The sequence below is a fragment of the Micromonospora sp. NPDC051543 genome, from assembly GCF_044454415.1.
GTDB lineage: Bacteria > Actinomycetota > Actinomycetes > Mycobacteriales > Micromonosporaceae > Micromonospora.
In genome coordinates, this window is the sequence record NZ_JBITDT010000017.1 from 1 (window position 1) to 20,942 (window position 20,942).

The 20,942-nt window shown below is 69.8% G+C and carries 21 protein-coding genes; 5 read left to right on the forward strand and 16 right to left on the reverse strand.

The features are described from left to right. Positions 1 to 418: 418 nt before the first annotated feature. The gene (locus ACIA3K_RS26120; protein ID WP_355052875.1) at positions 419 to 715 is read left to right on the forward strand and encodes a DUF1540 domain-containing protein; all 297 of its coding nucleotides are present in this window, start codon (positions 419 to 421) and stop codon (positions 713 to 715) included. An 18-nt stretch (positions 716 to 733) separates the two neighbouring features. Here ACIA3K_RS26120 and ACIA3K_RS26125 read toward each other — a convergent pair whose 3' ends face one another. Continuing rightward, positions 734 to 2,734 carry a protein meaA gene (locus tag ACIA3K_RS26125; protein WP_396804312.1) on the reverse strand — a complete coding sequence of 667 codons (2,001 nt, stop codon included), beginning with the start codon at positions 2,732 to 2,734 and terminating at the stop codon, positions 734 to 736. Between the two features lie 151 nt (positions 2,735 to 2,885). Here ACIA3K_RS26125 and ACIA3K_RS26130 point away from each other — a divergent pair, with 151 nt between their 5' ends. Continuing rightward, positions 2,886 to 3,737, forward strand: coding sequence for an ABC transporter ATP-binding protein (locus ACIA3K_RS26130; protein ID WP_396804313.1), 852 nt, complete (start codon positions 2,886 to 2,888; stop codon positions 3,735 to 3,737). Continuing rightward, positions 3,734 to 4,579: an ABC transporter permease gene (locus tag ACIA3K_RS26135; protein ID WP_396804314.1), complete on the forward strand. Its 846-nt coding sequence runs from the start codon at positions 3,734 to 3,736 to the stop codon at positions 4,577 to 4,579. Before ACIA3K_RS26130 ends, ACIA3K_RS26135 begins: the two co-directional genes overlap by 4 nt. Positions 4,580 to 4,621: 42 nt before the next feature. On the opposite strand, the gene ACIA3K_RS26140 is transcribed toward ACIA3K_RS26135, so the two are convergent. Further along, positions 4,622 to 5,470, reverse strand: a complete 849-nt coding sequence (locus tag ACIA3K_RS26140; RefSeq protein ID WP_396804315.1) for a 3-hydroxyacyl-CoA dehydrogenase family protein — start codon at positions 5,468 to 5,470, stop codon at positions 4,622 to 4,624. 75 nt (positions 5,471 to 5,545) lie between these two features. Then, positions 5,546 to 6,988 carry a UDP-N-acetylglucosamine 1-carboxyvinyltransferase gene (murA, locus tag ACIA3K_RS26145; RefSeq protein WP_355052867.1) on the reverse strand — a complete coding sequence of 481 codons (1,443 nt, stop codon included), beginning with the start codon at positions 6,986 to 6,988 and terminating at the stop codon, positions 5,546 to 5,548. Here murA and ACIA3K_RS26150 point away from each other — a divergent pair. Then, positions 6,987 to 7,559, forward strand: coding sequence for a cob(I)yrinic acid a,c-diamide adenosyltransferase (locus ACIA3K_RS26150; protein WP_396804316.1), 573 nt, complete (start codon positions 6,987 to 6,989; stop codon positions 7,557 to 7,559). The genes murA and ACIA3K_RS26150 overlap by 2 nt on opposite strands. Before the next feature lie 403 nt (positions 7,560 to 7,962). Here ACIA3K_RS26150 and ACIA3K_RS26155 read toward each other — a convergent pair whose 3' ends face one another. The 13 genes from ACIA3K_RS26155 to glyA form a co-directional block, all read right to left on the reverse strand. After that, on the reverse strand, positions 7,963 to 8,418 hold the full coding sequence (locus ACIA3K_RS26155; RefSeq protein ID WP_396804317.1) for a DUF2550 domain-containing protein: 456 nt from the start codon (positions 8,416 to 8,418) through the stop codon (positions 7,963 to 7,965). Positions 8,419 to 8,430: 12 nt separating this feature from the next. Further along, positions 8,431 to 8,712: a F0F1 ATP synthase subunit epsilon gene (locus ACIA3K_RS26160; protein WP_355052864.1), complete on the reverse strand. Its 282-nt coding sequence runs from the start codon at positions 8,710 to 8,712 to the stop codon at positions 8,431 to 8,433. An 89-nt stretch (positions 8,713 to 8,801) separates the two neighbouring features. Next, a complete protein-coding gene (locus ACIA3K_RS26165; protein WP_396804404.1) occupies positions 8,802 to 9,902 on the reverse strand; it encodes an LCP family protein in 1,101 nt (366 codons plus the stop codon). A 264-nt stretch (positions 9,903 to 10,166) separates the two neighbouring features. Then, positions 10,167 to 11,603 carry a F0F1 ATP synthase subunit beta gene (gene atpD, locus ACIA3K_RS26170; RefSeq protein ID WP_396804318.1) on the reverse strand — a complete coding sequence of 479 codons (1,437 nt, stop codon included), beginning with the start codon at positions 11,601 to 11,603 and terminating at the stop codon, positions 10,167 to 10,169. Further along, a complete protein-coding gene (locus ACIA3K_RS26175; protein ID WP_354978439.1) occupies positions 11,603 to 12,532 on the reverse strand; it encodes a F0F1 ATP synthase subunit gamma in 930 nt (309 codons plus the stop codon). Before ACIA3K_RS26175 ends, atpD begins: the two co-directional genes overlap by 1 nt. A gap of 4 nt (positions 12,533 to 12,536) precedes the next feature. Continuing rightward, a complete protein-coding gene (gene atpA, locus ACIA3K_RS26180; protein ID WP_396804319.1) occupies positions 12,537 to 14,189 on the reverse strand; it encodes a F0F1 ATP synthase subunit alpha in 1,653 nt (550 codons plus the stop codon). 142 nt (positions 14,190 to 14,331) lie between these two features. After that, a complete protein-coding gene (locus ACIA3K_RS26185) occupies positions 14,332 to 15,153 on the reverse strand; it encodes a F0F1 ATP synthase subunit delta (RefSeq protein WP_396804320.1) in 822 nt (273 codons plus the stop codon). Continuing rightward, a complete protein-coding gene (locus ACIA3K_RS26190; RefSeq protein WP_112584053.1) occupies positions 15,153 to 15,692 on the reverse strand; it encodes a F0F1 ATP synthase subunit B in 540 nt (179 codons plus the stop codon). Before ACIA3K_RS26190 ends, ACIA3K_RS26185 begins: the two co-directional genes overlap by 1 nt. Positions 15,693 to 15,724: 32 nt before the next feature. Beyond that, positions 15,725 to 15,958 carry an ATP synthase F0 subunit C gene (locus ACIA3K_RS26195; protein WP_091405890.1) on the reverse strand — a complete coding sequence of 78 codons (234 nt, stop codon included), beginning with the start codon at positions 15,956 to 15,958 and terminating at the stop codon, positions 15,725 to 15,727. A 65-nt stretch (positions 15,959 to 16,023) separates the two neighbouring features. Continuing rightward, entirely contained in the window at positions 16,024 to 16,821 is a 798-nt protein-coding gene (gene atpB / locus ACIA3K_RS26200) for a F0F1 ATP synthase subunit A (RefSeq protein ID WP_393213067.1), read from the reverse strand. Positions 16,822 to 16,832: 11 nt separating this feature from the next. After that, complete coding sequence (locus ACIA3K_RS26205; RefSeq protein ID WP_355052858.1) at positions 16,833 to 17,069, reverse strand: hypothetical protein; 237 nt, start codon at positions 17,067 to 17,069, stop codon at positions 16,833 to 16,835. A gap of 191 nt (positions 17,070 to 17,260) precedes the next feature. Continuing rightward, positions 17,261 to 17,683, reverse strand: coding sequence for a hypothetical protein (locus tag ACIA3K_RS26210; RefSeq protein ID WP_396804321.1), 423 nt, complete (start codon positions 17,681 to 17,683; stop codon positions 17,261 to 17,263). Continuing rightward, positions 17,676 to 18,965 (reverse strand): serine hydroxymethyltransferase, encoded by a 1,290-nt coding sequence (gene glyA, locus ACIA3K_RS26215; RefSeq protein ID WP_396804322.1) that lies wholly within the window; start codon positions 18,963 to 18,965, stop codon positions 17,676 to 17,678. Before glyA ends, ACIA3K_RS26210 begins: the two co-directional genes overlap by 8 nt. Positions 18,966 to 19,166: 201 nt before the next feature. Here glyA and ACIA3K_RS26220 point away from each other — a divergent pair, with 201 nt between their 5' ends. Continuing rightward, entirely contained in the window at positions 19,167 to 20,630 is a 1,464-nt protein-coding gene (locus ACIA3K_RS26220; protein WP_396804323.1) for an SDR family oxidoreductase, read from the forward strand. Positions 20,631 to 20,942: the final 312 nt, after the last annotated feature.

The window sequence follows — 20,942 nt, forward strand, 5'->3', positions numbered from 1 at the left end:
GCCGTCCGATAATCGGACACTGGGTGTCTCCTGGGTTGAAGCAGAGCAAAGGACGCGCGGTGATGAGGCCCGACCTGACGGGCGGCGGGCGGTGATCTGTGCTCCTGCGATCGTCGGGGGGGCCACGACGGCCGGACGCGCCAACGACCCGCCCGCCGAGGCACAGCCGGTCACCCCGTGAAGACGCCCACAGCCGGACATACCGCCGGCGGACACGATCGGCGGGGCGCAACCGAGCGATGATCGGCTCGACGTCGCCGAAGTCGGGGTGTCCGGGGCCGGATGACACCGCGATATCGGCGATCTCGTGTCGATCATGCCGACATGGCCGGTAAGGCTGACGGCCAGACGGGCGTATCGGGGTGAGCGCAGGCTGGCAAATGCCTAATATCGGGGCAGGAGCCTATAGGAGGTCGGCATGACCACTGCAATGGAGATGCCCCGAGTCCAGGAATGTGTGGTCGCGGCATGCGCGTACAACCAGGGCGGTGACTGTCACGCCTTCGCGATCACCATCGGCAGCATGGACCACGCGCACTGCCACACCTTCGTCGAGTCGCCCGTCCGGGGCGGGGTGGATGGCCTCACCGCGCAGGTGGGCGCCTGCCAGCGTTCCGACTGCCGGCACAACGAGCAGCTCGAGTGCCACGCCTCGTCGATCAAGGTGGGGCCGGACAACGACCTGGCCGACTGTATGACCTACGCCGGTCGCTGACCCCTCCGACGGAACCGTTCAGGGCAGGTCGTTGGCCCGCCGGATGACTGTCACCAGGTCGTCGACGATCCCGGTGAGGGCGAAGTCCTTCGGGGTGAAGACCCGGGCCACCCCGGCGGCGAGCAGGGTGTCGGCGTCACCGGCGGGGATGATGCCGCCCACCACGACGGGTAGGTCCGCCCGGCCGGCGGCACGCAGACCGTCGAGCACCGCGGGCACGGCCGCCAAGTGAGAGCCGGACAGCACGGACAGCCCGACCAGGTCGACGTCCTCCTCGACGGCGGCGGCGACGATCTGGCCGGCGGTCAGCCGGATGCCCTGGTAGACGACCTCGAAGCCGGCGTCGCGGGCGCGTACCGCGATCTGCTCCGCGCCGTTCGAGTGCCCATCCAGGCCGGGCTTGCCGACGAGCAACCGCAGCCGTCCGCTGCCCAGCTCGCGCGCGGTGGCGGCAACCCGCTCGCGGACCGCCGCGAGACCCGCGTCGCCGCCGCTGCCGGTCGCGCCGGCCAGGCCGGTCGGCGCCCGGTACTCACCGAAGACCTCGCGCAACGCGCCGGCCCACTCCCCGGTGGTCACCCCGACCCGCACACACTCCAGGGTCGCCGGCATCAGGTTGGCGGTGGTCGCGGCGTCCGCGCGGAGCCGGACCAGTGCCGCGTCGACCGCCGCGCCGTCCCGCCCGGCACGCCACTCGCGTACGGAGGCCACGGCGGCCGCCTCGACCATGGGATCGACCTGTTCGACGGCCTCGGCGCCCGCCGCCGTCAACGGCGATGATTCGGTCTCGGCGAAGCGGTTGACGCCGACCACCACGTCGAGTCCGGACTCCATCCGGCGGCGGCGCTCGGCCAGCGAGGCGACCAGCGCGCTCTTGAGATAGCCCGTCTCCACGGCGGCCACCACACCGCCCATCTCCAACACGGCGTCCAGCTCGACGCGCGCCCCACCGACGATCTCCTCGACGAGTGCGGTCATCACGTGCGAACCGGCGAAGAGGTCGGGGTATTCGAGCAGGTCCGACTCGTACGCCAGAACCTGCTGCATCCGCAGCGACCACTGCTGGTCCCAGGGTCGGGGAAGACCGAGCGCCTCGTTCCAGGCCGGCAGTTGCACGGCACGGGCTCGGGCGTCGCGGGACATCGTCACGCCGAGCATCTCCAGCACGATGCGCTGGATGTTGTTCTCCGGCTGCGCCTCGGTGAGGCCGAGCGAGTTGACCTGTACGCCGTAGCGGAACCGCCGCTGCCGGGCCTCGGTCACGCCGTACCGCTCCCGGGTGATCTCGTCCCACAGCACGCCGAACGCGCGCATCTTGGCGATCTCCTCGACGAAGCGCACCCCGGCGTTGACGAAGAACGAGACGCGCTGCACCACGTCACCCATCCGCTCGGCGGGCACCTGACCGGAGTCGCGGACAGTGTCGAGGACGGCGACGGCGGTGGCCAGCGCGAAGCCGACCTCCTGCACGGGTGTCGCGCCAGCCTCCTGGAGGTGGTACGAGCAGATGTTGACCGGGTTCCACCTCGGCATCGTCGTCAGCGTGTGCGCGATGACGTCCGCCGTCAGCCGCAGCGAGGCCGCGGGCGGGAAGATGTACGTCCCCCGGGACAGGTACTCCTTGATGATGTCGTTCTGGGTGGTGCCGGAGAGCAGGCCGGCGCTCGATCCCTGCTCGGTGGCCACGGCCGCGTAGAGGGCGAGCAGCCACATCGCCGGTGCGTTGATGGTCATCGAGGTGTTCATCCCGGCGAGCGGGATGCCGTCGAAGAGCGCCCGCATGTCGCCGAGGTGGGCCACCGGCACGCCGACCCGGCCCACCTCACCGGCGGCCAGCTCGTGGTCGGGGTCGTAGCCGGTCTGGGTGGGCAGGTCGAAGGCGACCGACAGGCCGGTCTGGCCCTTGGCGAGGTTGCGGCGGAAGAGCGCGTTGGTCGCGGCGGCCGACGAGTGGCCGGCGTACGTGCGCATGACCCACGGGCGGTCCCGCTCGGGCAGCCGGCTCGGCGTCTCATCCATGGCCGGAGTCTAAGTTACCGTTCAGTAGAAGGGGTTGTGGAAAACCACACAGGTCCATGTCGAGGACGGCCGGGTGCGAAGCGCCCGCCGTGGCGCGGACCGCCACACCCCGGGCGCCGACCGGTGGCCACCAGGACGCACACTGGACGGCATGGATGACGAGCTGGCCATCTCCGTCCGAGGGCTGCGCAAGGCGTACGGCGACAACGTGGCGGTGGCGGGCGTGGACCTCGACGTCCACCGGGGCGAGGTGTTCGCGTTGCTCGGCCCGAACGGCGCGGGCAAGACCACGACCGTGGAGATCCTGGAGGGCTACCGGCACCGGGACGCCGGGGAGGTGGCCGTGCTCGGCGCGGACCCGGCTCGACCGGACGCCGGCTGGCGCTCCCGGGTCGGCATCGTGCTCCAGGGCACCGGCGAGTTCGACGAGCTGACCGTGGCCGAGGTGGTCCGGCACTTCTCCGGGTTCTATCCCGACGCGGACGACCCCGCCAAGGTGATCGAACGGGTCGGGCTGGCGGCGAAGGCGAAGGCTCGTACGCACACCCTCTCCGGCGGGCAGAAGCGCCGCCTCGACGTGGCGCTGGGCATCATCGGCCGCCCCGAGCTGCTCTTCCTCGATGAGCCGACCACCGGCTTCGACCCGGAGGCCCGCCGCGAGTTCTGGGAGCTGATCCGCGACCTCGCCGCGGCCGGCACCACGATCCTGCTCACCACCCACTACCTGGACGAGGCGGAGGCGCTCGCCGACCGGGTCGGTGTGATCGCCGGCGGCCGGCTGGTCGAGGTGGCCGCGCCCAACCGGCTGGGTAACCGCCAGGATGCGCTCGCGACGGTCTCCTGGCGTACCCCGGAAGGGACGTGGGAGCGGGCGCAGAGCGCGACGCCGACGGCCCTCGTGGCCGACCTGGCCGCGCGCTACGGCGGCGAGGTCCCCGGGCTCACGGTGACCCGGCCGACCCTGGAGGACGTCTACCTCACGATGATCGGACACGCGCGATGACGACCACGACGAAGCCGGCGACGCCGGTCGCCGCGACCCCCGGCCGACGGCCGGGCGTCGGCACGCTCGCCCTGCGCCAGGGCCGACTGGAGATCACCCAGTTCCTGCGCAGCCGGGAGTCCGTGGTGTTCACGATGGGCTTCCCCATCATCATGATCCTGATCTTCGCGTCGATCTTCGACGGGACGATCGGTGGCGGAGTCAAGTTCACCCAGTACTTCATCACCGGCATGATCGCGACCGGCCTGATGACGGTGAGCTTCCAGAACCTCGGCATCTGGATTCCGATCGAGCGGGACCGGGGGGTGCTCAAGCGGTACCGGGGCACGCCGATGCCGAAGTGGGTCTGGTTCGCCGGCAAGGTGATCATGGTGGTGGCGATCGGGATCGCCGAGACCGCGCTGCTGCTGGCCGTCGCGGTGGCGCTGTTCGATCTCGACCTGCCTGGCACCGCCGGGAAGTGGTTGACCTTCGGCTGGGTCTCCGTGCTCGGGGTGACCGCCTGCACCCTGTGCGGCATCGCCATCTCGTCGCTGGCCCGCACCGCACGCAGCGGTTCGGCCGTGGTGACCCCGGTCGCGCTGGTGCTCCAGTTCATCTCCGGGGTGTTCTTCGTCTTCACCGACCTGCCCACCTGGATGCAGCAGGTGGCGGCGTTCTTCCCGCTCAAGTGGATGTGCCAGGGACTGCGGGCGGTCTTCCTGCCCGAGAGCTTCGGGACGCAGGAGCCGGGCGGCTCGTTCGAGCTGGGGCGGGTCGCGCTGGTACTGGCCCTGTGGTGCGTGATCGGGCTCGTGCTCTGCCTTACCACCTTCCGCTGGACCACCAAGCGCGACGGCTGACCGGACGACCGGGGCGGGCAGGCCGCCCCGGTCGCCATCGACTCAGTACGTGTAGAAGCCCTTGCCGGTCTTGCGGCCCAGGTCACCGGCGGTGACCATGCGCTGGAGCAGCTCCGGCGGGAAGAACTTCTCGTCGGCCGTGTCGGTGTAGATGTTCTTCGAGGCGTGCAGCAGCACGTCCACGCCGGTCAGGTCGGTGGTGGCCAGCGGACCCATGGCGTGCCCGAAGCCGAGCCGGCAGGCGGTGTCCAGGTCCTCGGCGGACACCACGCCCGACTCGACCAGCTTGACCGCCTCCATCACCAGGGCGGAGATCAGCCGCGTGGTGACGAAGCCGGCGATGTCCCGGTTGACCACGACGACGGTCTTGCCGATCTCCTCGGCGAAAGCGCGCGCCGTGTCGAGCGTGGCGTCGCTGGTCTTGTAGCCGCGCACCAGCTCACAGAGCTGCATCATCGGCACCGGGGAGAAGAAGTGCGTGCCGACGACGGCCTCCGGCCGCTCGGTGACCGCCGCGATCTGGGTGACCGGAATGGCCGACGTGTTGGTGGCGAGCACCGCGTCGGACCTGCAGATCTTGTCCAGCGCCCGGAAGACCTCGTGCTTGATCTCCAGCCGTTCGAAGACCGCCTCGACCACGATGTCCGCGTCCGCCGCGGCCTCCAGGTCGGTGGTCGGCGTGATCCGCGCGAGGGTCGCCTCGACGTCGGACGCCTCGATCTTGCCCTTCTCGGCGAACTTCTCCAGCGACTTCCGGATGCCGCCGAGCCCCCGGGTGGTGGCCGTGTCGTCCAGGTCGCGCAGCGTCACCTGCCAGCCCGCCTGCGCCGCCACCTGGGCGATGCCGGAGCCCATCAGCCCGGCTCCGACGACCGCGAGTCGACCCGCCATCTGCTTCTCCCTCGCTGCGATTGAGTGCCTGCCTGCACCCTAGTCGGCGAGCCTGAACGACGACTAAGTCGGTGGTCAGATCTCCAGCGACGGCTCCTCGGGCGCGGTGCCCCGCTCCACCGCCACGCCGAGCGCGCGCAGGTCGGCCACGAAGTCCGGGTACCCCCGGTCGACGTGGTGCACGTGCGAGACCTCGGTGGGTCCGTCCGCGCAGAGTGCGGCGATGATCAGCCCGGCGCCCGCGCGGATGTCGGTGGCGCGTACCGGCGCCCCGGACAGCCGCTCCCGACCCCGGACCACGGCGTGGTGTCCGTCGGTCTTGATGTCCGCGCCGAGCCGCATCATCTCGTTCGCGAACATGAACCGGCCGTCGAAGATGTTCTCCGTGATCAGGGATGCGCCGTCGCTGACCGAGGCCAGCCCGATCGCCATCGGCAGCAGATCGGTGGCGAAGCCGGGGTACGGCAGGGTCACCACGTCCACCGCGCGGGGCCGGTCGTCCATGCGTACCCGGAAGCCGTCGCCCCGCGTCTCGACCAGGCCGCCGGCCGCGACGACCTTGTCCAGCGCGACCTCGAGGTAGGCCGGGTCCAGGCCGGTGACCGTCACGTCGCCGCGCGTCATCGCGGCGCCGAACGCCCAGGTGCCGGCGACGATCCGGTCCCCCACGGTGGCGTGCCGCACCGGCCGCAGGCCGGGCACGCCGGTGATCCGCAGAGTGGACGTGCCGGCGCCGGAGATCCGCGCGCCCATCTGGTTGAGCATCGTGCAGATGTCGACGATCTCCGGCTCCCGGGCCGCGTTGTCGATCGTCGTGGCGCCCTGGGCCAGCACCGCTGCCATGACCAGGTTCTCGGTCGCCCCCACGCTGGGGAAGTCCAGCACGATGTCGGCGCCGCGCAGCCCGTGCGGGGCCTCGGCGATGACGAACCCGTGCTCGCCGGAGATCTCCGCGCCCATCCGGGTCAGCCCGGAGATGTGCATGTCCAGGCCACGTGAGCCGATCGCGTCACCGCCCGGGTGGGCCACCCGGACGTAGCCACGACGGGCCAGCAGGGGGCCGAGCACGCAGATCGACGCGCGCAGCCGCCGGACCAGGTCGTAGTCGGCCTCCGCGCCCGGCTGCTCGGGTACGTCGATGGTGACCGAGCGGGACCGGGCGACGCCGCCCCGCGCCACCATCGGATCGACGGGGTCGTCCGCGTCGAACCGGACGTCACAGCCGAGCCGCCGCAGCACCTCCCCCATGATCGCGATATCGGTGATCCGTGGAACGTTGGTGATCACGCTGCGGCCGGGAGCGAGCAGCGCGGCGGCCATCAACTTCAGTGCCGAGTTCTTGGCGCCGACGACGTGCACGGTGCCCGCCAGTCGGGCCGCACCGCAGACCCGGATGACGTCGACGTCGTTGACCGCCGTATCACCGGCATCGCCCGGACCAACCACCGCTGGCCAGCCGGCTGTCGTGTCCGGCCGAGCGGGGATCGTCAGTTCCGGTATCCGTAGGCTGTGCGTCATGGCCGTCCACCTCACGCGCATCTACACCAAGGCCGGCGACGCCGGCATGACCAGGCTGAGCAACAACGAGCAGGTCCCGAAGACCGATCCACGGATCGCCGCATACGCGGATGTCGACGAGTGCAACGCGGCGATCGGCGTCGCACTCGCCCTGGGGCAGCTCGACGAGGAGCTGCGGGCCGTCCTGGCGTCGGTGCAGAACGACCTGTTCGATGTCGGCGCCGACCTGTCCACGCCCGTCGAGCCGGAACCGAAGTACCCGCCGCTGCGGGTGACCGAGGAGTACGTCGAGCGCCTGGAGGGCTGGTGCGACGAGTACAACGAGCGCCTGAGCAAACTCGACTCCTTCATCCTCCCCGGCGGCACCGCCGGCGCGGCGCTGCTGCACGTGGCGCGGACCATCGCCCGGCGAGCCGAGCGGGCGGCGTGGGCGCTGGTCAGCCACGATCCGGACCGGACCAGCCCGCTCCCGGCAAAGTATCTCAACCGGCTCTCCGATCTGCTCTTTATCCTGTCAAGAACGGCAAATCCGGCAGGCGATGTGCTATGGGTACCAGGCGGCAAGCGCTGACGAGAGGTGAGTTCCCGCTCTAGCCGCCCTCACGCGTCGCCGGAGCCGACACCTCGGCCGGGCCAACCCGGCAGCGCCTTGATCAACTCCGGTTCAGCGAAGTCGGTTCATCTCGCGCACGGAGACACCCCGACGTCCAGAAAGCCGAGTCGATCACCCCCACCCCGCGACCATGAAGGCGAGACTCACCAAACCCGGTAACGGCAGGTAATGAAACCCGGACCGGACCGACGCACAGCGCCGCGGACGGGTTTCCGGGGCAGCCCGCCCGGCGCAGGGATCAAGCCTGACCGCCCGGAGCCGGGCGGGCTGCCCCGGAAACCCCAAGAGCGACCAGCGAAGCCCCAGAGCGACCACGGACGCCCCAGAGCGACCACGGACGCCCCAGAGCAACCAGGAGCGATCAGGCAGCCGGCCAGTCCTGGGAGGCCAGACGCGGCGAGACCGCCCCCGGAGGGGCGGCCTCGAGCCAGGAGAGGAAACCGGTCACGGTCGATCGCGCCATGGCGATCTCCACCGGTGCGTGGTGACTCGTACAGCGGAGGATCACCCAGTCGGCCGGCATGGAGAGCCGTTCCTGCCCTTCGGGCAACCGCCGGCGCTCGACCGCGAGATCCTTGCGGGAGAGAACCCGCTTGGGGCGGAGCGCGAAGCTGAACATGCGATACCAGCGCAGCTCGTCAGCGGCGAACCGGCCGAAGCCGGGTGACCAGCCACGCCCGTCGAGCACGGTGGTGACCCGGACGCTGAGCCGGATGATGCCACCGCTGCGGGTCACGAGAGCCCGCCGGACGAAGAGTACGAGAAGTGCGACGAGGATGACGGCGACGCCGATCCCGATCCCTTCGACGATCTCCATCCCCGGTGTGACTCAGCGGCTCTGCGCGGAAACCGGGGTCGCGCTCTCGGCCAGCACGGTGACGCCCTCGGCGCTCACCGAGAGGAAGCCGCCGGCCACCTCGTAGGAGACCTGCTCGCCGCCGGCCAGCTTGATACGGACCTGGCCGGGCTCGGCGAGCTGGCCGAGCAGCGGCGCGTGACCCGGCAGGACACCGAGCTCGCCCTCGGTGGTCCGGGCGACGACCATCTCGGCCTCACCGGACCAGACCTTCTCCTCGACGGCGACGAGCTCGACGTGAAGCTGCTTTGCCACGCTGTCTCCTTGCTGCGGCGGCGGATTGCCGAAAGTCTAGTCGTGCCGCCGCGCCGCCCCCAACGCGGGTGGCGAGAGCTGCGCCACGGCTACTTGGTCTTGTTCTGGAATTCCGGGTGCTCGAGCAGGAACGGGTCCAGTTGTTCATTCTGCAGGGCGGTGAAGAAGTCCGGGACGCCTGCCTGGAACTGCTCACCCAGGTATTTCTTACCCTCGTAGACCCCGCCACCGGGGAGCTTGATCATCTGGATGGTGTTCGGGCGGATGTTCTTCAGGGCGAGCCCGAAGTCGACAACACTGTTGCCCCGGCCGTTGAAGATCAGCGACTGGCCGGCGGCGCGCAGCACCTTGTCCAGCTTGATCGGGTTGGCCACCACGTCGGCGCTGAACGCCTGACCGACCATCGCCTTCACGAACTGCTGCTGGTGGCGCTGCCGGCCATAGTCCGAGTCCGGGACGCCGTTCTTCGGGTAGCGCTGCCGGACGTAGTCCAGGGCCTGCCACCCCTTGAGGTGGTGGGTGCCCTTCTTGTAGATCGCCTGCGGGCCGATGTAGCCCTCACCGCGCGGGTTGCCCGGCCGCGCGGTGCCGTCCGGCTGCTTGTGCTCGGACCGCACCTCCCGCTCGACGTACATGTCGACGCCGCCCATCGCGTCGACGATCTTCTGGAAACCGGTGAAGTTGATGATCGCTCCGCCGTCGAACCGCTTGATGCCTGTCACGTTCTGCACGGTGGTGGCCAGCAACTCGAACCCCCGCGCCGCGTCGGGATTCTTGCCGGGTACCTGACTGCCGAACGACATCGCGGCGTTGATCTTGGTCTTCTCGCCGGAGAAGTTGGCCTTCTTGAAGGCCGGGATCTGCACGTAGAGGTCCCGCGGCACCGAGAACAAGTAGGCCCGATCCATCGAGGCGGGCACGTGCAGCACCATGATCGAGTCGGCCAGCGGCGCCGCCGTCGGCGTACGCGGGTCGATGCCCACCAGCAGGAGGTTGAGCGGGCCCTTGATGTCGCTCTTCTTCTCCTTGGCGCCCGCCGCCTGGTCACCGAAGAGGTCGGCCTTGCCGACGGCGCCCTCGTAGCGGGCCATCAGCACCTCGGTGCCGACCAGCACCCCGCCGCTGAGCATGGTCAGCACCAGGCCGAACACGGTGCAGACCTTGGCCCAGCGCGGCACGCCCCGCCACATGGACGACTTGCGGCCCTTCTTGCCGGCCTTACCCACGTCATCTCCGTTCGCTACGCCCACGCAGAGGAGACGGGCTCACGTCGTCGAAAGGTTGCACTCGTCCGCGCTCGTGAAGGTGAACGCGCCGACCGACCGTATCTCGGCCGCCACGTGAGTGACGACCACGAGTAACGGACCGCGACGATGGTAAGACGTGAAGATGAACAAAAGACTGCCCCGACATTGCCGGGGCAGTCTTTTGCGGTACGGATTTGATGGGGGCCGTCAGGCCTTCATCAGCTCCTCAGCCTTCTTCTCGAGGTCCTCGAGACCGCCGCACATGAAGAACGCCTGCTCGGGGAAGTGATCGTACTCACCCTCGCTGATCTTGCGGAACGCCTCGATGGTCTCCTTGATCGGGACCGTCGAGCCCGGCACGCCGGTGAACTGCTCCGCCGCGTAGGTGTTCTGCGACAGGAAGCGCTCGATCCGCCGGGCCCGGGCCACGGTGATCTTGTCTTCCTCGGAGAGCTCCTCGATACCGAGGATGGCGATGATGTCCTGCAGGTCCTTGTAGCGCTGCAGGATCCGCTTGACCTCGGTGGCGACCTGGAAGTGGTCCTGGCCGACGAACTCCGGGGCGAGGATCCGGGACGAGGACGCCAGCGGGTCCACGGCCGGGTAGATGCCCTTGTCGGAGATCGACCGCTCCAGGTTGGTGGTCGCGTCCAGGTGGGCGAACGTGGTGGCCGGAGCGGGGTCGGTGTAATCGTCCGCCGGCACGTAGATCGCCTGCATCGAGGTGATGGCCTGGCCCCGGACGGAGGTGATCCGCTCCTGGAGCTCGCCCATCTCGTCGGCCAGGGTCGGCTGGTAACCCACCGCGCTCGGCATCCGGCCAAGCAGGGTGGAGACCTCGGAGCCGGCCTGGGTGAAGCGGAAGATGTTGTCGATGAAGAGCAGCACCTCCTGCTTCTTCACGTCGCGGAAGTACTCCGCCATGGTCAGCGCGGAGAGCGCCACCCGCAGACGCGTGCCCGGCGGCTCGTCCATCTGGCCGTAGACCAGCGCGGTCTTGTCGATGACGCCGGACTCGGTCATCTCGGCGATGAGGTCGTTGCCCTCACGGGTGCGCTCACCCACACCGGCGAAGACCGAGGTACCACCGAAGTTACGGGCGACACGGGTGATCATCTCCTGGATGAGCACCGTCTTGCCCACGCCCGCGCCGCCGAACAGGCCGATCTTGCCGCCCTTGACGTACGGGGCGAGCAGGTCGATGACCTTGATGCCGGTCTCCAGCATCTCGGTCTTCGGCTCCAGGTCCGCGAAGGCCGGGGCCTTGCGGTGGATACCCCAGTGGTCGTCCGGGTTGAGGGTCTCGCCCTCCTTGAGGTTGAGCACCTCGCCGATCGCGTTGAACACGTGGCCCTTGACCGCGTCGCCCACCGGAACGGTGATCGGCTTACCGGAGTCACGAACCTCAGCGCCGCGAACCAGACCGTCCGTCGGCTGCATCGAGATCGCGCGGACCAGGTTGTCACCCAGGTGCTGGGCGACCTCCAGAGTCAGCGTCTTCTCACCGCCGGACAGGCTCACGGTGACGTTCAGGGCGTTGAACAGGGCCGGCATGCCGTCGCGCGGGAACTCGGCGTCGACGACCGGGCCGATGACCCGGACCACGCGACCCGTGGCCGTCTTGGTCTCTACTGGTGCAGTCATCACACTTCACTTCCCGACGCGGCCAGCGCGTTGGCGCCGCCGACGATCTCGCTGATCTCCTGGGTGATCCCGGCCTGGCGGGCCGAGTTCATCTCACGCGTGTACTTCTCGATCATCTCTTCGGCGTTGTCGGTGGCGCTCTTCATCGCCCGCCGCCGCGCCGCCGACTCACTCGCCGCCGACTCGATCAACGCCGCGTAGATCCGCGTGTTGATGTACCTCGGCAGGAGCGCGTCGAGCAGCGCCTCCGCCTCGGGCTCGAACTCGTACGCCGGCAGCAACCCCTCGGAGCGCGGCCGGTCCTCCACCTGCATCGGACCGATGACCTTGGTGACCGGGTTCTGCGTCATCAGCGAGTGGAACTCGGTGTAGACGATGTGCAACTCGTCGACGCCGAGCACGCCATCCGCTCCGGCACCGCCGTCGACGTCGTCCGCACCGGCGGTGAACGCCTTGATCAGCGTCTCACCGACGGTACGGGCGTCCTCGAACGACGGCTGCTCGCTGAAGCCCGTCCAGTTCGCCTCGATCGGCCGGTCACGGAACCGGTAGAACCCGACGCCCTTACGCCCGATGACGTAGAGCACCGGCTCCTTGCCGTCCGCCCTGAGCCGCGCGATGAGCGACTCGGCCATCCTGATCGCGTTGGAGCTGTAGCCGCCGGCCAGGCCACGGTCGCTGGTGACCAACAGGACGCCGGCCCGCCGCACCCGCTCACGCGGGGTGAGCAGCGGGTGGTCGATCCGCGCGTTGGACGCCAGCGCCGTGAGCACACCGGTGATGGCCTGGGCGTACGGCAGGGACGCCTGCACCCGGGCCTGGGCCTTGGCGATCCGGCTCGTCGCCACGAGCTCCATCGCCTTGGTGATCTTCTTCATCGACTTCGCCGAGCGGATTCGTTGACGAAGAACGCGAACCTGGGCCGCCATCGGATCAGCTCTCGGCCGGGCGGTCGGTCGCGCCGTCGCGGAAGCGGGTCACCGTCTCGCGGTTCTCGTCACCCTCGAGCGGAGCGGCCGGCGCGTCGTTGACCTTGCGGTCGTCCTCCTTGTTGAGGAAGACCTGCTTGAACTCGCCGATCGCGGTGTCCAGGGAGTTGATGATGTCATCGCCCCACTGGTTGTCGGCGATCGACGCGAGGACACCCTCGTGCTTGTGCCGCAGGTACTGGAGGAACTCGGCCTCGAAGCGACGGATGTCACCGACCGGGATGTCGTCCAGCTTGCCCTCGGTGCCGGCCCAGACCGAGACGACCTCTTCCTGCACCGGGTACGGCGAGTAGTTCGGCTGCTTGAGCAGCTCGACCAGCCGGACACCACGGTCCAGCTGGGCCCGGGAAGCCCGGTCCAGGTCGGAGGCGAAGGCGGCGAACGCCTCCAGCTCGCGGTACTGGGCCAGGTTGAGCCGCAGCGAACCGGCGACCTTGCGCATCGGCTTCACCTGGGCGGCGCCGCCGACCCGGGAGACCGAGGTGCCGACGTTGATCGCCGGACGGACGCCCTGGTTGAACAGGTCGGTCTCCAGGAAGATCTGGCCGTCGGTGATCGAGATGACGTTGGTCGGGATGAAGGCCGAGATGTCGTTGGCCTTCGTCTCGATGATCGGCAGACCGGTCATCGAGCCGCCACCCAGCTCGTCGGAGAGCTTCGCGCAGCGCTCCAGCAGGCGCGAGTGCAGGTAGAAGACGTCACCCGGGTACGCCTCACGGCCCGGCGGGCGACGCAGCAGCAGCGACACGGCCCGGTACGCCTCGGCCTGCTTGCTCAGGTCGTCGAAGACGATCAGGACGTGCTTGCCGCCGTACATCCAGTGCTGCCCGATGGACGAGCCGGTGTACGGGGCCAGGTACTTGAAGCCGGCCGGGTCGGACGCCGGCGAGGCGACGATGGTGGTGTACTCCATCGCGCCCGCCTCCTCCAGCTGCCCCTTGATCGAGGCGATGGTGGAGGCCTTCTGGCCGATGGCGACGTAGATGCAGCGGACCTGCTTCTTCGGGTCGCCGGTGCGCCAGTTCTCCCGCTGGTTGAGGATGGCGTCCAGGGCGACGGTGGTCTTGCCCGTCTTGCGGTCGCCGATGATCAGCTGGCGCTGGCCACGGCCGATCGGCGTCATCGCGTCGATGGCCTTGATGCCGGTCTGCAGCGGCTCGAACACCGACTGCCGGGCCATCACGTTCGGAGCCTGCAGCTCCAGCTCGCGGTAACCCTCCTCGGCGATGTCGCCGAGGCCGTCGATCGGCTGGCCGAGCGCGTTGACCACGCGGCCGAGGAAGGCGTCGCCGACCGGAACCGAGAGCACCCGGTCGGTGCGCTTGACGCGCTGCCCCTCCTCCAGCTTGGCGGAGTCACCCAGGACGACGACGCCGATCTCCCGGACGTCGAGGTTCAACGCCACGCCGAGCGTGCCGTCCTCGAACTCCAGGAGCTCGTTGGTCTTGGTCGAGGGCAGGCCCTCGACGTGGGCGATGCCGTCGCCGGTGTCGGCGACGGTGCCGACCTCCTCGCGGGAGACGTCGGACGAGTAGGAGGAGACGTAGCGCTCCAGAGCGCCGCGGATCTCCTCCGTCGAGATGGTCAGCTCGGCCATCCTCTGCTTCCTTAAAATTCAGGGGCCCGGGATACCTAGTACCAACCGGTCCGAATGGCGTCTGTCAATCCGGGCGCTGCGGCGGCGGAGCCGCCCCAACGGTCAGGCGGCGGAACCACCGTGTTGCTGGCGGCGAAGCCGTTCAGCGCTTCGCGAGCGCGTTGCGGGTCTCGTTGAGGCGGCGCAGGATCGTGCCGTCGTACAGGTCGGAACCGACCCGGACGCTCACGCCACCGAGAACGGCGGGGTCGACCGTCTGCTTGACGGACACCTCCCGACCGTATATCGCGGCGAGGCTCGCACCCAGTCGACGCTCGTCCTCGTCACTCAACGGGGCCGCGACGGTCACGTACGCCACCTGCCGGTCACGCCGGTCGGCGGCCAGCTCGACCAGCCGGGTGAGCGCTCCGGTGAAGGAACGCCCGCCGAAGCCGGCGAGCGCAGCCTCGACGAGGCTGACGGTGACCGGCCGGGCCTTGCCGGCGAGCAGCTCGCGAGCCAGGGTGGCCCGCTGCTCGACCGGGGCGACCGGGTCGGCGAGAGCGTTGCTCAGCGCCGACTGACCGGACACGACCTGACCGAAGCGGAACAGCTCGTCCTCCACCTCGCCCAGCTCACCGGCGGAGTCGGCGCTGGCCAGCAGCGCCTCCACGCCGAGGCGCTCGACGCCGTCGAGCAACTCCGACGGTGCCGACCAGCGGCCCGAGACCAGCGTGACGAGCAGGTCGAGCGCGTCCGCGCCGATCCGCCCACCCAGCATGTCGCCGAGCAGCGCGCCGCGGTCCGCGCCGGGACGAGCCGGGTCGGAGAGCGCCCGACGCAGCCGCGGCTCACGCCGCAGCAGGGTCGCCACGGAGAGGATGGCGTCGGCGGTGGCGGCCACCGCCGACGGCTCCGCGCCGCGGACGTACGCGTCGAGGCCCTCGGCCGCGACCTTGTACGACTCCCGGCTGGCGGCCTGCATCAGCGGGCCCCCGTGCTCTCAAGGCCGCTCAGGAACCGGTCGACGGTGCCCTTGCGCCGCGCCTCGTCGGCCAGCGACTCGCCGACGATCTTGCTGGCCAGGTCCACCGCGATGGTGCCGACCTCCGCGCGCAGCTCGCGCACGATGGTGGCCCGCTCGGCGGCGAGTGCGTCCTTGCCGGCCTGGATGACCCGGTCGGACTCTTCCCGCGCCTTGGCGAGGATGTCCTGCCGGATGCCCTCGGCGTCGGCCCGCGCGTCGTCACGGATCTTGGCGGCGTCGGTCCGCGCCTCGGCGAGCTGGGCGCGGTACTGCTCGAGCAGCTGGTTCGCCTCGGCCTGGGCGGCCTCGGCGCGCTTGATGCCGCCCTCGATCGCGTCGACCCGAGCCTGGAACGTCTGCTCCATGCGCGGGAAGACGAACTTCATCAGCACGAAGCAGAGCACGGCGAAGGCGACCGTGCCGACCACGATCTCCTGCCAGATCGGAATGATCGGGTTGTGGTCTGACTCACCACCCTCGGCGGCGAGGAGGAACAACATGGGTGACCTCCCGGTCGGAAGGGGCGGAATCAGCCGGCCCAGATGAAGCCGAAGGCGATGCCGAACAGCGCGAGCGCCTCGATGACGGCGAAGCCGATCCAGACGTACGGCAGGGTCATGCGCGACGACTCGGGCTGCCGGGCGGTCGACTGGATGTAGGCGGCGAAGACCAGGCCAACGCCGATGCCCGGGCCGATGGCGGCGAGACCGTAGCCGATGGCAGCGGTGCTACCGGTGACCTCGGCGAGAACGCTAGCGTCCATTGGTGTGGTTCCTCCTGGTTATCACGCGTGACTCTCACGCGGGACGACAACGGTTGGTGCGTGGATCAGTGCTCTTCGGCGAGAGCGCCCTGGATGTAGCTGGCGCTCAGGACCGTGAAGACGTAGGCCTGCAGGACGATGACCAGCGCTTCGAGAAGGGTCAGCGCCACGGTCATCACCCAGGAGACCACCGACACCGGCGCCAACCAGGCGTTGGCGTTGAGCATCGCGAAGCCGCCGAGCGTGAAGACCAGCAGGAGCATGTGGCCGGCGAACATGTTCGCGAAGAGACGAACGGCCAGTGAGAACGGCCGGATGATGAAGGTCGAGAACGCCTCGATCGGGATCAGCAGCGGCAGGATGTACCAGGGCGCCGGCGGGATCAGGGCGTGCTTGAAGTACTTGGCGAAGCCGTGGTGCCGGATGCCGATGTAGTTGAACAGCACGTAGCTGATCACCGCGAGGATCGCCGGGAAGGCGATGTGCGAGTTCGGCGAGATCTGGAAGACCGGGATGATCGCGAACGCGTTCGTCAGCAGCACGAAGCAGAACAGCGTGGTGAAGTACGGCGCGAACCGCACGCCCGCGTGCCCGATCATGTCGACCGCGATGTTGTTCCGCACGAAGCCGTAGATCGACTCGGCGAACCACTGCTTCTTGGTCGGCACCAGCTTCGGGTTGCGGTAGGTCGCCAGGAAGAAAATGATCAGGACACCGACCGCGATCCAGATCATCAGCGTGAACTTGGTGAACCAGTAGGAGTTCTCCGCACCCCAGGGCAGGATGCTGGGCAGGTAGAAGTCCTCCTTGCTAGGTGGGAATTCTGCCTGGCCCGCTGCCAGGACGTTCGCCTGTCCGAACACCGCGTCCCTTCCTAAGTAGGCGTGCCGAGTCGGCGGATGACCAGGATGACTCCCCCAGCCATGCCGAGCACGAAGCCGATCCCGGTGGCGACGCCACCGGTGTCGAGCCACTGGTCGACCAGCCAGCCGATGAAACCCCACACGAGCATGCCTCCGATGAGGTAGCTCAGCGCGGTCCAACCCTGACCGGCGCCGGACGGATAGTCGTCCGGTTGACCGGCGGGACGGGGGGTTTGGTCATCAGCCATGACGGGGCGAACGATATCAGCCGGGAAGACGAGGCTGTGCCTCACCCCCCGCACAACCGTCGTTGTGTGGGCTTCTCGTGGGCGCCGTCGTCTGTGGGCACGCTACTCCCCTTCCGCCCGTCGGAAAATGACCGGAGGCCGACACATTGCCGCGCGTCCGATAGGTGGGACACCCCGAGTCGACGACCAGGTCAGCCGGAGCGGCGGGCGTGCACCGTGGTCAGCCACCAGAGGTGCGCCGCTGTCCACACTGCCACCCCGGCGACGATGCCGAGGCAGAGCGGAACCAACCCCGCCCAACCGGTCGACGCCACCGCCACCAGGACGACACCCAACAGGGTGAACTTCAGCACGTACAGCCCCAGACCGAGCGGCAGCAGCAACTGCGGGTTGACCTGGTCGGCCCGCGCCAGCACCACCGTCGTGAGGGTGTAACTGAGCACCGTCACGCCCACCCCGGCCGCCGCGCCGAGCGCGGCCGGCACGCCACCGGTCACCCCGCCCACCACGGCCGCGACCACGGCCAGCGCCGCCGACGCGGCCAACAGCACCGGCAGGTGCCGCAGCCGCCACCGTCCGTCGCTCGCGGATTCGACCACCCCGGGCTCAGCCACGGGGGTACGCCGGGAAGGCCGCGACCAGTTCGGCCACCTCGGCGCCGATCGTGCTCAGCGCGTCGGCGCCACCCGGTTCACCCGGGTTCGTGCGTACCGCGCGGGCGATCAGGGCGGCCACCTGCCGCAGCTCACCCTCGCGCATGCCCTGCGTGGTGACGCTCGGCGTGCCCACCCGGATACCCGAGGCCACCATCGGCGGCTGCGGATCGTACGGAATGGCGTTCTTGTTCAGGGTGATCGACGCGGCGTCGCAGCGACGCTCGGCCTCGGTGCCGGTCACCCCCAGCTCCCGCAGGTCGATAAGCGCGAGGTGGGTGTCGGTGCCACCGGACACCGGGCGCATGCCCTCGTCGGCCAGCCCGGCGGCGAGCGCCTGCGCGTTGCTGACCACCTGCCGGGCGTACGTCTGGAAGTCGGGCTGGGCCGCCTCGCGCAGCGCGACCGCCTTGGCCGCGACCGCGTGCATCAGCGGGCCGCCCTGGGTGAACGGGAAGACCGCCTTGTCGATCCGCTGGGCCAGCGACTCGCGGCAGAGGATCATGCCGCCCCGGGGACCGCGCAGCACCTTGTGGGTGGTGGCGCAGACGACGTCGGCGTACGGCACCGGCGACGGGATCGCCCGACCGGCCACCAGGCCGATGAAGTGCGCGGCGTCCACCATCAGGTACGCGCCGACCTCGTCGGCGATCTCCCGGAACCGGGCGAAGTCGATCAGCCGGGGGTACGCGGTGGCCCCACAGATGATCAGCTTGGGCCGGTGCGCGCGGGCCAGGTCGCGTACCTCGTCGTAGTCGATCAACTCGGTGTCCGGCCGGACCGGGTAGCCCACCGGGTGGAACCACTTGCCGGAGAAGTTCACCCGGCTGCCGTGGGTGAGGTGCCCGCCGTGCGGCAGGTCCATCGCCAGCACCGTGTCCCCCGGCTGCACCAGCGCGGCGTACGCGGCCAGGTTGGCGCTCGCCCCGGAGTGCGGCTGGAGGTTGGCGTGCTCGGCCCCGAACAGCTCCTTGGCCCGGGCGATGCCGATCTCCTCGGCCCGGTCCACCTCGGCGCAGCCGCCGTAGTAGCGCCGACCCGGGTACCCCTCGGCGTACTTGTTGGTCAACGTCGAGCCGAGCGCGGCCAGCACCGCCGGTGAGGTCAGGTTCTCGCTCGCGATCAGTTGCAGGCCACCCCGCAGCCGGTCCAGCTCGCCGAGGACCACCCCGGCGATCTCCGGATCGGTGGCCCTGAGCTGGGCGAAATCCGGCCCCCAGAAGGTGCTCGTCTCGGTCTCCACAGCGAACGAGTCTAGGGCCTGTCGCACGGGGGCGGCCGAGCCGAGGTGGAGTCCGGGCGGCGATCCGGCGAGGCGCGGTCACGTCCGGATACCGGTGTTGTGTCCGGACGTGACCGCAACGCCGTCGGGGCGTCGTCCGGGCCCGCCGCAGGCCGGCCAGTTCTTGTGCGACACGTCCTCGGGGGCCGCACACTGAGACCCGTGAGATGCCTCGTCACCGGAACCACCGGATACATCGGCGGACGACTGACGCCGCTGCTGCTCGCTGACGGGCACACCGTGCGCTGCCTCGCCCGCAAGGCCGGACGTCTGCGCGATGTGCCGTGGGTGGCGGCGGCCGAGATCGTCGAGGGTGACCTGAGCCGGCCGGAGACACTGCCCGCCGCCTTCGCCGACGTGGATGTCGCGTACTTCCTGGTGCACTCGCTGGGCCGGGCGGACTTCGAGGCGGCCGACCGGACGGCGGCGACGAACTTCGCGGCGGCGGCCCGCGCGGCGGGCGTACGCCGGATCGTCTACCTCGGCGGTCCGGAGCCGGCGGCCGACGCGGAGGTCCCGTCGCCGCACCTGCGGTCGCGGGCCGAGGTGGGCCGGATCCTGCTCGCCAGCGGCGTGCCCACGGCGGTGCTCCGCGCCGCGGTGATCATCGGCTCCGGCTCGGCGTCGTTCGAGATGCTGCGCTACCTGACCGAGCGGCTGCCCGCCATGGTCACGCCACGGTGGGTCCGCAACCGGATCCAGCCGATCGCGGTCCGCGACGTGCTGCGCTACCTGGCCGGCTGCGCCACCCTGCCGCCCGAGGTCAACCGCGGCTTCGACATCGGCGGACCGGACGTGCTGACCTTCCGCGACATGATGCACCGCTACGCCCGGGTGGCCGGGTTACGACGACGGGTCATCGTGCCGGTCCGGCCCCTCACCCCGTCGCTCTCGTCGCACTGGGTCGGCCTCATCACCCCGGTACCGAACAAGATCGCCCGGCCGCTGGTGGAGAGCCTGATCCACGAGGCCGTGGCCCACGAACACGACATCGCCCGGTACGTGCCCGATCCGCCGGGCGGCCTCACCGGCTTCGACGAGGCCGTGCGGTTGGCGCTGGCCAAGGTACGCGACGCCCAGGTGGAGACGCGCTGGTCCACCGCGAGCGGCACCGACGCGCCCGCCGAGCCGCTGCCCAGCGACCCGGACTGGTCCGGCGGGACGGTGTACACGGACGTGCGGGAACGGGCGGTGGACGCGTCACCGGCGGCGCTGTGGCGGGTCATCGAGGGCGTGGGCGGCGAGCACGGCTGGTACTCGTTCCCCCTCGCCTGGTCGGTACGCGGCTGGCTGGACCGGCTGGTCGGTGGCGTGGGGCTGCGCCGAGGCCGGCGCGACCCGCACCGCCTCCAGGTCGGCGAGGCGCTGGACTTCTGGCGGGTCGAGGAGATCATTCCGGGCGAGTTGTTGCGGCTGCGCGCGGAGATGCGGCTGCCCGGCCGCGCCTGGCTGGAGATGCGGGCGCTGCCGGCCGAGAACGGCCACAGCCGCTACCAGCAACGCGCCGTCTTCCTCCCCCGCGGCCTCGCCGGTCACGCCTACTGGGGCTCCGTGACCCCGTTCCACGCCGTGATCTTCGGCGGAATGGCCCGCAACATAGCCCGCAACGCCCAACAAACCCCCTAACCCACCCCCGCCCCCGCCCCCGCCCCCGCCCCCGCCCCCGCCGATCTTGCACTTTCTGCTGCCGTTTTGCCGCCTTGGCACCTTAAGTCGCCACCGAAAGTGCGAGATCGCCGAGCCCGGGCGCGACGGCAGCGACAACAACGGCAGCGACGACGTGAGCTGGTGCTCCGCTCGGAAGCTCAGCCCTCCGCCACACCCGTCGCGCCGATCTTGCACTTTGTGTTGCCGATTTGCAGCTTTTGGCACTATAAGTCCCCGCAGAAACTGCAAGATCGGCGCGACGAGGGCGGGGCGCGGGCGGGGCGCGGGCGG